Annotated in this window: 15 protein-coding genes; 14 read left to right on the forward strand and 1 reads right to left on the reverse strand. The window is 69.6% G+C overall.

Annotated features, from left to right (window positions below):
- Nucleotides 1-82: 82 nt before the first annotated feature.
- A complete protein-coding gene (locus HQK15_RS06895; protein WP_173490634.1) occupies nt 83-844 on the forward strand; it encodes an SGNH/GDSL hydrolase family protein in 762 nt (253 codons plus the stop codon).
- Between the two features lie 7 nt (nt 845-851).
- Complete coding sequence (locus HQK15_RS06900; protein ID WP_173490635.1) at nt 852-1,280, forward strand: hypothetical protein; 429 nt, start codon at nt 852-854, stop codon at nt 1,278-1,280.
- A gap of 14 nt (nt 1,281-1,294) precedes the next feature.
- Here HQK15_RS06900 and HQK15_RS06905 read toward each other — a convergent pair whose 3' ends face one another.
- Nucleotides 1,295-2,548, reverse strand: coding sequence for an isochorismate synthase (locus tag HQK15_RS06905; protein ID WP_173490636.1), 1,254 nt, complete (start codon nt 2,546-2,548; stop codon nt 1,295-1,297).
- A 124-nt stretch (nt 2,549-2,672) separates the two neighbouring features.
- On the opposite strand from HQK15_RS06905, the gene HQK15_RS06910 reads away from it, so the two are divergent.
- The 12 genes from HQK15_RS06910 (at nt 2,673) to nuoK (ending at nt 14,134) form a co-directional block, all read left to right on the forward strand.
- On the forward strand, nt 2,673-3,371 hold the full coding sequence (locus tag HQK15_RS06910; protein WP_173490637.1) for a demethylmenaquinone methyltransferase: 699 nt from the start codon (nt 2,673-2,675) through the stop codon (nt 3,369-3,371).
- Nucleotides 3,372-3,643: 272 nt separating this feature from the next.
- Nucleotides 3,644-4,003 carry an NADH-quinone oxidoreductase subunit A gene (locus HQK15_RS06915; protein ID WP_173490638.1) on the forward strand — a complete coding sequence of 120 codons (360 nt, stop codon included), beginning with the start codon at nt 3,644-3,646 and terminating at the stop codon, nt 4,001-4,003.
- Complete coding sequence (locus HQK15_RS06920) at nt 3,994-4,548, forward strand: NuoB/complex I 20 kDa subunit family protein (RefSeq protein ID WP_173490639.1); 555 nt, start codon at nt 3,994-3,996, stop codon at nt 4,546-4,548. The genes HQK15_RS06915 and HQK15_RS06920 overlap by 10 nt, the downstream gene beginning before the upstream one ends.
- A gap of 13 nt (nt 4,549-4,561) precedes the next feature.
- Nucleotides 4,562-5,311: an NADH-quinone oxidoreductase subunit C gene (locus tag HQK15_RS06925; RefSeq protein WP_173490640.1), complete on the forward strand. Its 750-nt coding sequence runs from the start codon at nt 4,562-4,564 to the stop codon at nt 5,309-5,311.
- The gene (locus tag HQK15_RS06930; RefSeq protein WP_173490641.1) at nt 5,308-6,651 is read left to right on the forward strand and encodes an NADH-quinone oxidoreductase subunit D; all 1,344 of its coding nucleotides are present in this window, start codon (nt 5,308-5,310) and stop codon (nt 6,649-6,651) included. The genes HQK15_RS06925 and HQK15_RS06930 overlap by 4 nt, the downstream gene beginning before the upstream one ends.
- Before the next feature lie 53 nt (nt 6,652-6,704).
- Entirely contained in the window at nt 6,705-7,538 is an 834-nt protein-coding gene (gene nuoE / locus HQK15_RS06935) for an NADH-quinone oxidoreductase subunit NuoE (protein WP_173490642.1), read from the forward strand.
- Complete coding sequence (nuoF, locus tag HQK15_RS06940; RefSeq protein WP_173490643.1) at nt 7,531-8,841, forward strand: NADH-quinone oxidoreductase subunit NuoF; 1,311 nt, start codon at nt 7,531-7,533, stop codon at nt 8,839-8,841. The genes nuoE and nuoF overlap by 8 nt, the downstream gene beginning before the upstream one ends.
- Nucleotides 8,838-11,240 carry an NADH-quinone oxidoreductase subunit G gene (locus tag HQK15_RS06945; protein WP_173490644.1) on the forward strand — a complete coding sequence of 801 codons (2,403 nt, stop codon included), beginning with the start codon at nt 8,838-8,840 and terminating at the stop codon, nt 11,238-11,240. Before nuoF ends, HQK15_RS06945 begins: the two co-directional genes overlap by 4 nt.
- Complete coding sequence (gene nuoH, locus HQK15_RS06950; RefSeq protein ID WP_173490645.1) at nt 11,237-12,502, forward strand: NADH-quinone oxidoreductase subunit NuoH; 1,266 nt, start codon at nt 11,237-11,239, stop codon at nt 12,500-12,502. The genes HQK15_RS06945 and nuoH overlap by 4 nt, the downstream gene beginning before the upstream one ends.
- A complete protein-coding gene (gene nuoI / locus HQK15_RS06955) occupies nt 12,502-13,065 on the forward strand; it encodes an NADH-quinone oxidoreductase subunit NuoI (protein WP_173490646.1) in 564 nt (187 codons plus the stop codon). Before nuoH ends, nuoI begins: the two co-directional genes overlap by 1 nt.
- A complete protein-coding gene (locus HQK15_RS06960) occupies nt 13,062-13,844 on the forward strand; it encodes an NADH-quinone oxidoreductase subunit J (RefSeq protein WP_173490647.1) in 783 nt (260 codons plus the stop codon). The genes nuoI and HQK15_RS06960 overlap by 4 nt, the downstream gene beginning before the upstream one ends.
- Nucleotides 13,841-14,134, forward strand: coding sequence for an NADH-quinone oxidoreductase subunit NuoK (gene nuoK, locus HQK15_RS06965; protein WP_173490648.1), 294 nt, complete (start codon nt 13,841-13,843; stop codon nt 14,132-14,134). Before HQK15_RS06960 ends, nuoK begins: the two co-directional genes overlap by 4 nt.
- The last annotated feature ends 7 nt before the right edge of the window (nt 14,135-14,141 follow it).

Here is a 14,141-nt window from a genome sequence, read left to right on the forward strand (position 1 = left end):
ACCTGGCCCCGCCGGGTGAGGTGGCGGATCCACCTGGATCGGTCCGCGGACGTCGGGCGGCCCGCCCCCGTACCCTGAGGGGGTGACCTTCCACCGCTACGTCGCGCTCGGCGACTCGTTCACCGAGGGTGTCGGCGACCCCGACGCCGCCCGGCCCAACGGCGTGCACGGCTGGGCCGACCGGGTGGCCCGGGTGCTGGCCGGCGACGACTTCACGTACGCCAACCTGGCGATCCGCGGTCGCAAGCTGCTGCAGATCGTGGCCGAGCAGATCGATCCGGCGATCGAGATGAAGCCCGACCTCGTCACGATCTATGCCGGCGCCAACGACGTGCTGCGTCCCCGCGTCGACATCGACCACCTCGTCGCGGCGTACGACGTCGCGATCGGCCGACTCGTCGACGCCGGGGCCCACGTCGTCCTGTTCACGGCCTACGACCCCGGTGGCTCCCCGATCTTCGGCGCGCTGCGCGGACGGTTCGCGATCTACAACGAGCTGGTGCGCGAGGTCGCCGACCGCCACGGCGTGACGCTGGTCGACTTCTGGCGCATCCGCGACTACCGCGACGACCGGCTGTGGGACGTCGACCGCATGCACATGTCGAGCGCCGGGCACCAGCGCATGGCGATCGCCGTCCTCGACGCGCTGGGCGTCCCGCACGACCTCGAGCCGCTTGTCCTCGCCGACCGCCCGCTGCTCTCCGCCAAGGAGCGTCGAGCCGCCCACGTCGACTGGGCCAAGGCCCACGCCGCGCCGTGGGTCAAGCGGCGCCTCACCGGCACGTCCTCGGGCGACAGCCTGAGCCCGCGCTGGCCCGATCTCACGCCGGTCGCCGGCAGCTGACGTCGTCATGGTCCGTCTGCCGAGGCTCGGCCCCAAGCTGGCGCCGCCACCGACCGACCTCGACGACGACTCGATGGAGCGGCTCGACGCGTTCATCCGCATGTCCGGCAGCGAGAAGGTCATCAACACGCGGCGGCTGCTGTGGCTGGCGGTCGTGTTCTCGGGGCCGCTCCAGCTCAAGGACGACAGCCAGCCCAAGGCGACGCAGGACACCGTCGTGCTGCGCCCGCACACGGTCGTGATGACGCCCCAGCAGTTCGTCGGCGTCGCGAAGGTCAACTACTACCTGACACAGCTCGACGCCGGCGAGACGATCAAGCCCGCGCGGGTCTACGACGTCGGCGACGGCAACGGCTGGTGGCACCTCGACGGGCTGCACCGGCTGCTCGCCGCGCGCATCCTCGGCCACGACCTCGAGGCCAAGGTCTGGCGCTGAGCCCGGTCAGGGCCTCAGGGTGTCAGCGCGTCGCGCACCGGGATGAGCTTGGCGTTGGACTCGGCCAGCTCGTCGGCCGGGACGGAGTCGGCGACGATGCCGCACCCGGCGAACAGGCGGACGGTGCGGCCGTCGCCCTCGACCTGGGCCGAGCGCAGCGCGATGCCCCACTCGCCGTCGCCCGACGCGCCGATCCAGCCGACAGGCCCGGCGTAACGGCCCCGGTCGAGCTGCTCGATCTCGGCGATGAGTGCCACGGCCGCTTCGGTCGGGGTGCCACCGACGGCGGCCGACGGGTGCAGCGACGCGGCCAGGGTGAGGGCGCTCGCGCCGTTCTTCATGACGCCGGTGACGTCGCTGGCCAGGTGCATAACGTTGGGGAGGTGCAGCACGAACGGCGCCTCGGGCACGTTCATGCTCGTGCAGTGCGGCGCCAGGGCCTCGGCGACGGAGCGCACGGCGTACTCGTGCTCCTCGAGGTCCTTGCTCGACCGGGCGAGCGACCCGGCGAGGGCGAGGTCGTGGGCGTCGTCGCCCGTGCGGCGGATCGTGCCCGCCAGCACCCGTGACGTCACGAGGCCGCGCTCGAGACGGACGAGCATCTCGGGGGTGGAGCCGAAGAACCCGTCGACGTGGAAGGTCCAGCAGCTCGGGTAGTCGGCGGCCAGCCTGCTGAGAGGGGCGCGGACGTCGAGCGGCTCGTCGAGCGAGGCGACGAGGTCGCGGGCCAGGACGACCTTGTCGAGGGCGCCGCCCTGGATGCGCTGGACCGCCTCGGCGACGAGCCCCTGCCACGTGGCGCTGTCGACCGGCCCGTCGGCGAACGTCGTGCCGGCCGGCAGGGTCACGGGCTCGGCCGGTCCGACGGCCGGCGGGGCAGCGATGCCGGCGCCGATGACGGTGACCCAGGCGACGCCGTCACGGCGACCGACGACGACCTCGGGGACGACGAGGGCGCTGCCGTCGGCGTCGTCGGTGAACGTGAACGACCCGAACGCGACCAGGCCGGACCCCGGGGTGTCGACGTCGTCACGGACGACGGCGTGCGCGCACAGCTCGCTCCACCACTCGTCGGCGTCGGCGAAACGAGATGCGCCGGACGTGCGGAACTCGGCCGCTCGACCCCACGCGACGATGCCGTCGGCGGCATGGACCCATGCGAACGCGTCGTCGGGCGGCAGCAGGGAGAGCAGCGCACCGGGGTCGTCGATCGGTGTGGACCGGACCACGAGGGGCCCGATCTCCGCGACGACGGCTGGGTTGCTCACAACTCATGAGCCTACTGGTGGCCCCCACAACGCGCTCACGCTGTGAGCCCTCCACGGGTGTGACATTCGCACGGTCGCCGGGGCTGGAACGGCGTGCAGGGGCTCCGCGTCGTACGCTTCAGCGGTGAGCAGAGCCGGTCTGGACAAGCAGCCCCACGACGTCGCGAAGATGTTCGACGGCGTGGCCGAGAAGTACGACATCACCAACGACGTGCTGTCGCTCGGGCAGGACCGACGCTGGCGCAAGCGCGTCGTCGACCTCGTGGCGCCGATGCCCGGCGAGGTCATCCTCGACCTCGCTGCCGGCACCGGCACGTCGAGCCAGCCGTTCGCCGACGCCGGCGCGACCGTGGTGCCCTGCGACTTCTCGATCGGCATGCTCGAGGTCGGCAAGCGTGATCGGCCGGACCTGGCGTTCACCGCCGGCGACGGCACGCAGCTGCCGTTCGGCGACGAGACGTTCGACGCCGTCACGATCTCGTTCGGGCTGCGCAACATCGTCGACCCGATCGCCGGGCTCCGCGAGCTGCTGCGGGTCACGCGCCCGGGCGGACGCATCGTGGTGTGCGAGTTCAGCACCCCCACGTGGGGCCCGTTCGACGCGATCTACACCAACTACCTGATGCGCGCGCTGCCCCCCGTGGCTCGCGCGGTGTCGTCGAACCCCGAGTCGTACGTCTATCTCGCCGAGTCGATCCGCGAGTGGCCCGACCAGAAGGGGCTGGCCATGCGCATGGTCGAGGCCGGCTGGGGCAAGGTCGAGTGGCACAACCTCTCGGCGGGCATCGTCGCCCTGCACCACTCCACCAAGCCCATCCGCTGACGAGACCCTTCCGGCCCCTTCGCGAGACCTTTCCCGCCCCTTGAGCGGGCGGTCCGACACGCCCCGGGGCGGCAACCCTCTCCTCGAGGGGCGGCAACGCTCTCCTCGGGGGGCGGGAACGCTCTCGCGAGCGTTCGGGCGGGTTAGTGTGACCTAAGTTACAGGTCCGATCCCGCGGGCGTAGGGTGAGACCGTGATCACGTTGTGAAGTAATTCACAAGGGAACGATCACGCAGGTTCCTCGCTCTGTCGGCCCCGATCCTGGAGGTGTCGTGACGGCTTACACGCCGATCCTCGTGCTGGGTGGTCTGGCTGCCCTCTTCGCCATCGGCAGCATCGCCATCGCGCCGTTCACGGGGCCCAAGCGCTACAACCGCGCCAAGCTCGACCGCTACGAGTCCGGCATCGAGCCGAGCCCGCTGCCCGACGGCGGCGGCAAGGTGTCGATCCGCTACTTCATCATCGCGATGCTGTTCATCGTCTTCGACATCGAGATCATCTTCCTCTACCCCTTCGCCGTCGCGTTCGACGCGCTCGGCTGGTTCGGGCTGATCGAGATGTTCCTGTTCATGCTCACCGTGTTCATCGCTTATGCCTACGTCTGGCGCCGTGGAGGCCTCGAATGGGACTAGAAGAGAAGCTGCCCTCAGGAGTTCTGCTCTCGACCGTCGAGGGGCTCGCCGGCTACATGCGCAAGGCCTCGTTCTGGCCCGCGACGTTCGGCCTGGCCTGCTGCGCGATCGAGATGATGACCTTCGGCGCCCCGCGCTTCGACTCCTCGCGCTTCGGCATGGAGGTCTTCCGCCCCTCGCCGCGTCAGGCCGACCTGATGATCGTCGCGGGCCGCGTCAGCAACAAGATGGCGCCGGTGCTGCGCCAGATCTACGACCAGATGGCCGGCCCCAAGTACGTCCTCGCGATGGGCGTCTGCGCCAGCTCGGGCGGCATGTTCAACAACTACGCGATCGTCCAGGGCGTCGACCACGTCGTGCCGGTCGACATGTATCTCCCCGGCTGCCCGCCGCGGCCCGAGATGCTGATCGACGCGATCCTCAAGCTGCACGACCAGATCCAGCACGAGAAGCTCGGCGCCAACCGCCTCGCCCAGATCAAGGAGGAGGAGAAGGTCGCGCTGCTGGCCACTCCCACCTCGGCGATGAAGGGCCTCATGCGATGAAGGGCGGTCACTGATGGTCGACGCCAAGGGCGACAAGGACGCACGCGACGCCGGCACGACGACGCAGGACGGCTCGCACGAGACCCGCGACGAGCTGGTCCGCGCCGGCACGACCGAGCTCGAGGTCGTCGAGATCCGCGAGGGGGCGTTCGGCGCCCACGGCACCGGCGACACCAGCGGCTTCGGCGGACTGACCCGGCCCGTGATCATGCCCGGCGCCAGCCAGAGGCCGTACGGCGGCTGGTTCGACGAGGTCGCCGACCGCTTCGAGGGCGGTCCGGGCCTCGGTGACGCGATCGAGAAGGTCGTCGTCGACCGCGGCGAGATCACCTTCTACGTCCGCCGGCAGCTGCTGCTGGAGGCCGTGACGCACCTGCGCAACGACCCCGTGCTCCGCTTCGAGTTCTGCTCCAGCGTGTCGGGCGTGCACTTCCCGCACGAGACCGGCCGCGAGCTGCACGTCGTCCACCACCTGCTGTCGATGACCCACAACCGTCGCATCCGCCTCGAGGTCACCGCCCCCGAGGACGACCCGCACATCCCCAGCGTCGTGCCGATCTATCCGACGGCCGACTGGCAGGAGCGCGAGGCCTGGGACTTCTTCGGCATCGTCTTCGACGGGCACCCCGCGCTGACCCGCATCCTCATGCCGGACGACTGGCCCGGCCACCCCCAGCGCAAGGACTATCCCTTGGGCGGCATCCCCGTCGAGTACAAGGGCGGCACCATCGCACCACCGGACCAGCGGAGGAGCTACTCATGACACAGAGCGCCACGTCGGGTCAGACCGACCCCTACGCCGGCACCACCGACTCGACCGACGGTCCGGTCTTCACCGTCACCGGTCAGGACTGGGACACGATCGACTCGTCGGCGGTCGAGGGCGACCACCTGGTCATCAACATGGGTCCGCAGCACCCGTCGACCCACGGCGTCCTCCGCCTGATCCTCGAGATCGACGGCGAGACGGTGCGTGACGCCCGCGCGGGCATCGGCTACCTGCACACCGGCATCGAGAAGAACATGGAGTTCCGCACCTGGACCCAGGGCGTGACCTTCTGCACCCGCATGGACTACGTCGCCCCGTTCTCCAACGAGGCGGCGTACGTCATGGCCGTCGAGAAGCTGCTCGGCATCGAGGCGCCCGAGAAGGCGCAGGCGATGCGCGTGCTGCTCCTCGAGCTCAACCGGATCTCGTCGCACCTGGTGTGCCTGGCGACCGGCGGCATGGAGATCGGCGCCCTCACCGTCATGACCTGCGGCTTCCGCGACCGTGAGCTGATCCTCGACGTGTTCGAGATGATCACCGGCCTGCGCATGAACCACGCGTTCTTCCGCCCCGGCGGCGTCGCGCAGGACCTGCCCGACGGCGCGATCGAGAAGCTCCGCTCGACCGTCGCGCTGCTCAAGAAGCGGCTGCCGGAGTACGCGGCCCTCTGCAACGCCAACCCCATCTTCAAGGGACGCCTCAAGGGTGTCGGACACCTCGAGCTGGCCGGCTGCCTGGCCCTCGGCCTCACCGGCCCGGTGCTGCGCGCCACCGGCTACGACTGGGACCTGCGCAAGAAGCAGCCCTACTGGGGCTACGAGACCTACGACTTCGACGTCGTGACCCGCGACGAGCCCGACGCCTACGGACGCTTCCGGGTGCGCCTCGACGAGATGTGGGAGTCCATCAAGATCGTCGAGCAGGCCATCGAGCGGCTCGCCGGCATGGAGGGCATGCCCGTCATGGTCGCCGACAAGAAGATTGCGTGGCCGGCCCAGCTGAGCGTCGGGGCCGACGGCCAGGGCAACTCCGCCGAGCACATCAAGCACATCATGGGCGAGTCGATGGAAGCGCTCATCCACCACTTCAAGATCGTGACCGAGGGCTTCCGCGTCCCGGCCGGTCAGGCGTACGCCTCGATCGAGGCGCCGCGCGGCGAGATCGGTTGCCACCTGGTGTCCGACGGCGGCACCCGGCCCTACCGGGCGCACTTCCGCGACCCGTCGTTCGTCAACCTGCAGGGCACCTCGGTGATGAGCGAGGGCGGCATGCTCTCGGACGTCATCGTCGCGATCGCCAGCATCGATCCCGTCATGGGCGGTGTCGATCGGTGAGCCGTCAGTCGCTTCGCTCAGGCCATGGTTGCGTCCGGATGGGATGGTTCTAGATGACGCTTTCTGATGTGACTCTGGGTGAGCTGCGCGAGCTCGCCTCTCGCTACCCGCAGGCCCGCAGTGCTCTGCTGCCCATGCTGCATCTCGTGCAGTCGACCGAGGGCAGCGTCACCAACGAGGGCATCGAGGTCTGCGCCGACATCCTCGACATCAGTGCCGCCGAGGTCTCCGGCGTCGCCACGTTCTACACGATGTACAAGCGCCGTCCCATGGGCAAGCACCACGTCGGCGTCTGCACCAACACCCTGTGCGCCGTCATGGGCGGCGACCTGATCTTCGAGCGGCTCAAGGGCCACCTCGATGTCGGCAACGACGAGACGACCGACGACGGCACGGTCACGCTCGAGCACATCGAGTGCAACGCCGCGTGCGACTTCGCGCCGGTCGTCACCGTCAACTGGGAGTTCTTCGACAACCAGACCCCCGAGTCGGCCGTCGAGCTGGTCGACCAGCTGCGCGCCGGCGAGACGGTCAAGGCCACCCGTGGCGCGACCATCACGTCGTGGCGCGAGGCCGAGCGGGTCATCGCCGGCTTCGAGGACGGGCGGGCCGACGAGGGCCCGACCGCTGCGGGCGCCTCACTGGCCGGCTTCGAGATCGCGAAGGCCAACGGCTGGACCGCTCCGGCCTACGGCACAGACGCGACGGCACCGACCGGCAAGGCCGACAAGAGCGACAAGGCCGGCGCGACCACCAAGAAGAAGGCGGCCGAGCAGGCCGACACCTCCCGGGCCGAGACCGAGACGGCGATCGAGGAGTCACCGGCCCAGACGTCGAAGGAGTCGGCGTCGAACGAACCAGCCTCGAAGGAGGACTCGGATGACTGACCTGCTCACCCCGGTGCTGACGGCCGACTGGGGCACCGACCGTGCGTGGACGCTCGACGCCTACCGCAGCGCGGGCGGCTACCAGGGGCTCGAGAAGGCCCTGACGATGAAGCCGGCCGACGTGGTCGAGATGGTCAAGGAGTCGGGCCTGCGCGGTCGCGGCGGCGCCGGATTTCCCACGGGGATGAAGTGGAGCTTCATCCCGCAGGACAACCCCAAGCCCAAGTACCTCGTCGTCAACGCCGACGAGTCGGAGCCGGGCACCTGCAAGGACATCCCGTTCATGATGGCGACGCCGCACACCCTCATCGAGGGCGTCATCATCGCGGCCCACGCGATCAACGCCAAGCAGGCGTTCATCTACGTCCGCGGCGAGGTGCTGCACGTCATCCGCCGGCTGCGCGCCGCGTGCCGCGAGGCCTACGAGGCCGGCTACCTCGGCACCGACATCCTCGGCAGCGGCATCGACATCGACCTGGTGATCCACGCCGGCGCCGGTGCCTACATCTGCGGCGAGGAGACGGCGCTGCTCGACTCGCTGGAGGGCAGACGCGGTCAACCCCGTCTGCGCCCGCCGTTCCCCGCGGTCGAGGGCCTCTACGCCAGCCCCACCGTCATCAACAACGTCGAGTCGATCGCCTCGGTCCCGGCGATCATCCGGGGCGGGCACGAGTGGTTCTCCTCGATGGGCACCGAGAAGTCCAAGGGCTTCGTCATCTACTCGCTGTCGGGCCACGTCAAGAAGCCCGGCCAGTACGAGGCGCCGCTCGGCATCACGCTGCGCGAGCTGATCGACCTTGGCGGGGGCATGCGCGAGGGCAGTGAGCTCAAGTTCTGGACCCCCGGCGGGTCGTCGACGCCGCTGCTGACGGCCGAGCACCTCGACATGCCCCTCGACTACGAGTCGGTCGGGGCCGCCGGGTCGATGCTCGGCACCCGCGCCCTGCAGATCTTCGACCAGACGACGTCGGTCGTGCGCTGCGTGCTGCGGTGGACCGAGTTCTACAAGCACGAGTCGTGCGGCAAGTGCACCCCGTGCCGTGAGGGCACGTGGTGGCTGGTCCAGACCCTGCAGCGCCTCGACGAGGGCCAGGGCCGCGAGGGCGACATCGACCTGCTCGTCGACCTCTGCGAGAACATCCTCGGTCGTTCGTTCTGCGCCCTCGGCGATGGCGCGACGAGCCCCATCACCTCGGCGATCCAGCACTTCCGAGAGGAGTTCGAGGCGGGCCTGCACACGCCGTCACACGAGCTCTTCCCGCCCGCCGCCTCCACCCTCTTCCCGCAGGAGGTGCCGGCATGACGGTCACCGTCCCGCCCTCAGGATCGACCGACGAGACCCCCGTCGAGCTCGTCACGCTGACGATCGACGACGTCGAGGTCAGCGTCCCGAAGGGCACGCTCGTGATCCGCGCGGCCGAGCTCATCGGCACCGAGATCCCGCGCTTCTGCGACCACCCGCTGCTCGAGCCGGTCGGTGCCTGCCGCCAGTGCCTGGTCGACATCACCGACGCGGGCAACGGCCGCGGCTTCCCCAAGCCGCAGGCCTCGTGCACGATCGAGGTCGCCGCCGGCATGGTCGTCAAGACCCAGGTCACGTCGCCGGTCGCCGAGAAGGCGCAGCGCGGCACGATGGAGTTCCTCCTCATCAACCACCCGCTCGACTGCCCGGTCTGCGACAAGGGCGGCGAGTGCCCGCTGCAGAACCAGGCGATGACGCACGGGCAGGGCGAGTCGCGCTTCACCGAGACGAAGCGCACGTTCCCCAAGCCGATCAAGGTCTCCGAGCAGGTGCTGCTCGACCGCGAGCGCTGCGTGCTCTGCGCCCGGTGTACCCGGTTCTCCGAGCAGATCGCCGGTGACCCGTTCATCGCCCTGATCGAGCGCGGTGCGCGCCAGCAGGTCGGCATCTACGAAGAAGAGCCGTTCAGCTCCTACTTCTCGGGCAACACGATCCAGATCTGCCCGGTGGGTGCGCTCACCAGCGCCGACTATCGCTTCCGCTCGCGGCCGTTCGACCTCGTCTCGACCCCGTCGATCGCCGAGCACGACGCCAGCGGCTCCGCGATTCGCGTCGACCACCGCCGCGGCAAGGTCATGCGCCGTCTCGCCGGCGACGATCCTGAGGTCAACGAGGAGTGGATCACCGACAAGGACCGCTTCGCGTTCACCTACGCCACCCAGGGAGACCGGGTCGCCACGCCCCTGGTCCGCAGCCCCGAGACCGGCGAGCTCGAGCCCGCATCGTGGCCCGCGGCCCTCGCGATCGCCGCCCGCGGGCTCGCCGCGGCCGAGGGCAAGGTCGGCGTGCTGCCCGGCGGCCGGCTGACCGCCGAGGACGCCTTCGCCTACAGCAAGTTCGCCCGGATCGTCCTGCGCACCAACGACATCGACTTTCGGGCCCGCGCCCACTCCGCCGAGGAGGAGGCCTTCCTGGCCTCGCACGTGGCCGCGACCCAGCTCGTCGTCCGCTTCGCCGACCTCGAGAAGGCATCGACGGTCGTGCTGGTCGGCTTCGAGCCCGAGGACGAGAACGGCAGCATCTTCCTGCGCCTGCGCAAGGCCGCGCGACAGAACGGCGTCAAGGTCGTCTCGATCGCGAGCCACGCCACCCGCGGCCTGACCAAGATGTCGGGCGAGCTGGTCCGCACGGTGCCCGGCGACGAGCCGGCCGCGCTGGCCGGGCTCGACCTGCCCGCCGGATCGATCATCCTGGTCGGCGAACGCCTCGCCTCGGTCGCCGGTGGCTTCACCGCTGCCCTCGCGGCCGCCGACAAGGCCGGAGCCCGCCTCGCGTGGGTCCCGCGCCGCGCCGGCGACAGGGGAGCGGTCGAGACCGGCTGCCTGCCCCACCTGCTGCCGGGCGGACGTCCGCTCGACGACGTGGAGGCGCGCACCGACCTCGCCGCAGCCTGGGGCGTGCGCACGATCCTGGCCAAGGCCGGCCGCGACACCTCGACGATCTTCGCCGACGCCAAGCACGGCGTCGTCAAGGCGTTGCTCGTCGGCGGCGTCGAGATCGACGACCTGCCCGACCCGGCGACGGCCCGCGCGGGGCTCGCCGCGGCCGACTTCGTCGTCAGCCTCGAGGTCAGGCACAGCGACGTGACGGCCGCGGCCGACGTCGTCCTGCCGATCGCCCCCACCGTCGAGAAGCCGGGCATGTTCGTCAACTGGGAGGGCCGTGTCCGGACCTTCGACGCCGTGCTGCACGAGCCCGGCTCGCTGACCGACATCCGGGTGCTCGCCGGCATCGCGGAGGAGATGGGCACGCCGCTCGGCTTCCGCACGGTCGCCGCCGCCCGCCAGGCCATGACAGAGCTGGGCCCGTGGGACGGCACCCGCGCCGCCGCTCCGACCGTCCAGCCCGCCCAGCCCGCTGCCACGAAGGGCACCGTCGTGCTCGACTCGTGGCGCCTGCTCGTCGACGACGCCCGCGGCCAGGACGGCCAGGAGCAGTTCAAGGCCACCGCCCGTCCGGCCGTCATCCGCGCCAGCGCGTCGACCTTCAAGGCCTTCGACGTCGAGCCGGGCGCCCCGGCGACGCTGTCGACCGAGACCGGCAGCGTGACGTTGCCGAGCCAGGTCGCCGACCTGCCCGACGGCGTCGTCTGGGCGCCGGCCAACTCCGGGGTGAGCCTGCGGGCCGCCCTCGGTGCCGGCTTCGGGGACCGGGTCATGCTGAGCGGAGGAGCGTCATGAGCGATCTCTTCGGCAACGAGCCGTTCTGGGTCATCGCGCTCAAGGCCGTGCTGATCTTCGTCGTCCTGCTCGTCTACACGCTGTTCAACATCTGGTTCGAGCGCCGCGTCGTGGCCAAGATGCAGCACCGCATCGGCCCCAACGTCCACGGACCCTTCGGCCTGCTGCAGAGCCTCGCCGACGGCGTCAAGCTCGCGCTCAAGGAGGACATCGTCGTCAAGGCGGCCGACAAGGTCGTCTACATCCTGGCGCCGATCCTCGCCACGATCCCGGCGTTCCTCGCCTGGGCGGTCATCCCGTTCGGCCCCGAGGTCACGATCCCGTTCACCGACACCAAGACCGTGCTGCAGCTGACCGACCTCCCGGTCGCGGTGCTCTACGTCCTCGCGGTGACCTCGATCGGGGTCTACGGCATCGTCCTGGCCGGCTGGGCCTCCGGGTCGATCTACGCCCTGCTGGGTGGCCTGCGCTCCAGCGCCCAGGTCATCTCGTACGAGGTCGCGATGGGCCTGTCGTTCGTCTCGGTGTTCATGTATGCCGGATCGATGTCGACGTCGGAGATCGTCGAGGCGCAGTCCGACCTCTGGTACTTCGTGCCACTGTTCCCCTCGTTCGTCATCTACTGCATCGCGATGGTCGGCGAGACCAACCGCGCACCGTTCGACCTCCCCGAGGCCGAGGGTGAGCTGGTCGGTGGCTTCCACACCGAGTACTCCTCGCTGAAGTTCGCGCTCTTCTTCCTCGCCGAGTACGTCAACATGGTCACCGTGTCGGCGCTCGCCACGACGCTGTTCCTCGGCGGCTGGCGTGCACCGTTCGGCATCGGCCAGATCAACGACGGCTACTTCAACACCGGCTACTGGCCGTTGATCTGGTTCTTCGGCAAGACGCTGTTCTTCATCTTCTTGTTCGTCTGGCTCCGCGGCACCCTGCCGCGCATGCGCTACGACCAGTTCATGAACTTCGGCTGGAAGATCCTCATCCCCGTCTCGCTCGTGTGGATCATCGCGGTCGCGTTCATCCGCAAGCTCAAGAGCGAGGACATGCTCGACCAGCAGACCCTCACGTACGTCGCGATCGCGGCGGGCGTGCTGGTCGCCATCACGTTCTTCATCCCCGAGAAGAAGACCCCCGACAGCGGGGACGATGCGGAGCCCGAGGAGTGGGACGCCTTCGCCGGCGGCTACCCCGTGCCCCCGATGCCGGGCCAGCAGACCACCGAGACCCTGCCCGACGCTCGACCCGAGAGGACGGCTCCCTGATGAGCTCACCGATTCGCGAGACCTTGTGGGACCCGATCGCCGGCTTCGGCGTGACGTTCCGGACGATGTTCCGCAAGACCGTCACCGAGCAGTACCCGTTCGAGAAGGTGCCGACCGCGCCGCGCTTCCACGGCCGTCACCAGCTCAACCGCTGGCCCGACGGGCTCGAGAAGTGCATCGGCTGCGAGCTGTGCGCCTGGGCCTGCCCGGCCGACGCGATCTACGTCGAGGGCGCGTCCAACGCCGACGGCGACCGTCACAGCCCCGGTGAGCGCTACGGCCGCGTCTACCAGATCAACTACCTGCGCTGCATCCTGTGCGGCCTGTGCATCGAGGCCTGCCCGACCCGCGCGCTGACGATGACCAACGAGTACGAGCTGGCCGACAACAACCGCCAGGACCTCATCTACGAGAAGAGCGACCTGCTCGCCCCGTTGCTGCCAGGCATGGTGGAGCCGCCGCACGAGATGATGATCAGCGACGACCACCACGACTACTACAAGGGCATGCAGCTGCCGATCGTCGCCGTGACGTCGGGCGACGCCGGAGGTGCGGACGAGTGACCACGTTCTGGCTCCTGGCGCCGATCATGGTGATCGCCGCCCTCGGCCTGCTGTTCGCGAGGAAGGCCGTGCACGCGGCCCTCGCGCTCGCGGTCGTGATGATCAGCCTCGCGATCCTCTACGCGGCGCAGGGCGCCCCGTTCCTGTTCGCGGTGCAGATCATCGTCTACACCGGCGCGATCATGATGCTGTTCCTGTTCGTCCTCATGCTGGTCGGCGTCGAGTCGTCCGAGGCGGTCCGCGAGACCATCTCGGGCCAGCGCCTGTTCGCGACCGTCATCGGCCTGGTCTTCGGCATCACGCTGGTGCTCGCGGTCGGTCAGACCGTCACCGGAGTCGTGGTCGGTCTCGGTGCCGCCAACGAGAACGGCAACCCGTACGGCCTCGCCGAGCTGCTGTTCGGCAAGTACGTCCTCGCCTTCGAGTTCACCAGCGCCCTGCTGATCACCGCTGCCCTCGGTGCGATGGTGCTGGCCCACAAGGAGCGCCTCACGCCGCGGCACACGCAGGCCGACCTCGCGGCCCGCCGCATGCGGGAGTACGCCGAGACCGGCCGGCACCCCGGCCCCGCGCCGACGCCGGGCGTCTTCGCCCGTCACAACGCGGTCGACACCCCGGCGCTGCTGCCCGACGGCACGCCGCTGGAGGAGTCGATCTCGCCGAGCATCGTCGAGCGTGGCCAGGTCCGCTCCGGCTTCGACGACGACATCGACACGGTCGTCGACCAGCTCGCGACCGACGAGCAGCGCGACAGCGACGGATTCGGGGGAGAGAAATGAACGAGTACATCACCCTCTCGCTGATCCTGTTCACGATCGGGGCCGTCGGCGTCCTCGTCCGCCGCAACGCGATCGTCGTCTTCATGTGCATCGAGCTCATGCTCAACGCCACCAACCTCGCGTTCGTGAGCTTCTCCCGCCAGCACGGCAACCTCGACGGGCAGGTGGCCGCGTTCTTCGTGATGGTCGTCGCCGCGGCCGAGGTCGTCGTCGGGCTGTCCATCATCGTGTCCATCTACCGCACGCGCCGCTCGACCTCGGTCGACGACGCGAGCCTGCTGAAGTCGTAAGGGGGGC

The organism is Aeromicrobium stalagmiti, assembly GCF_013283745.1.
Taxonomy (GTDB): domain Bacteria; phylum Actinomycetota; class Actinomycetes; order Propionibacteriales; family Nocardioidaceae; genus Aeromicrobium; species Aeromicrobium stalagmiti.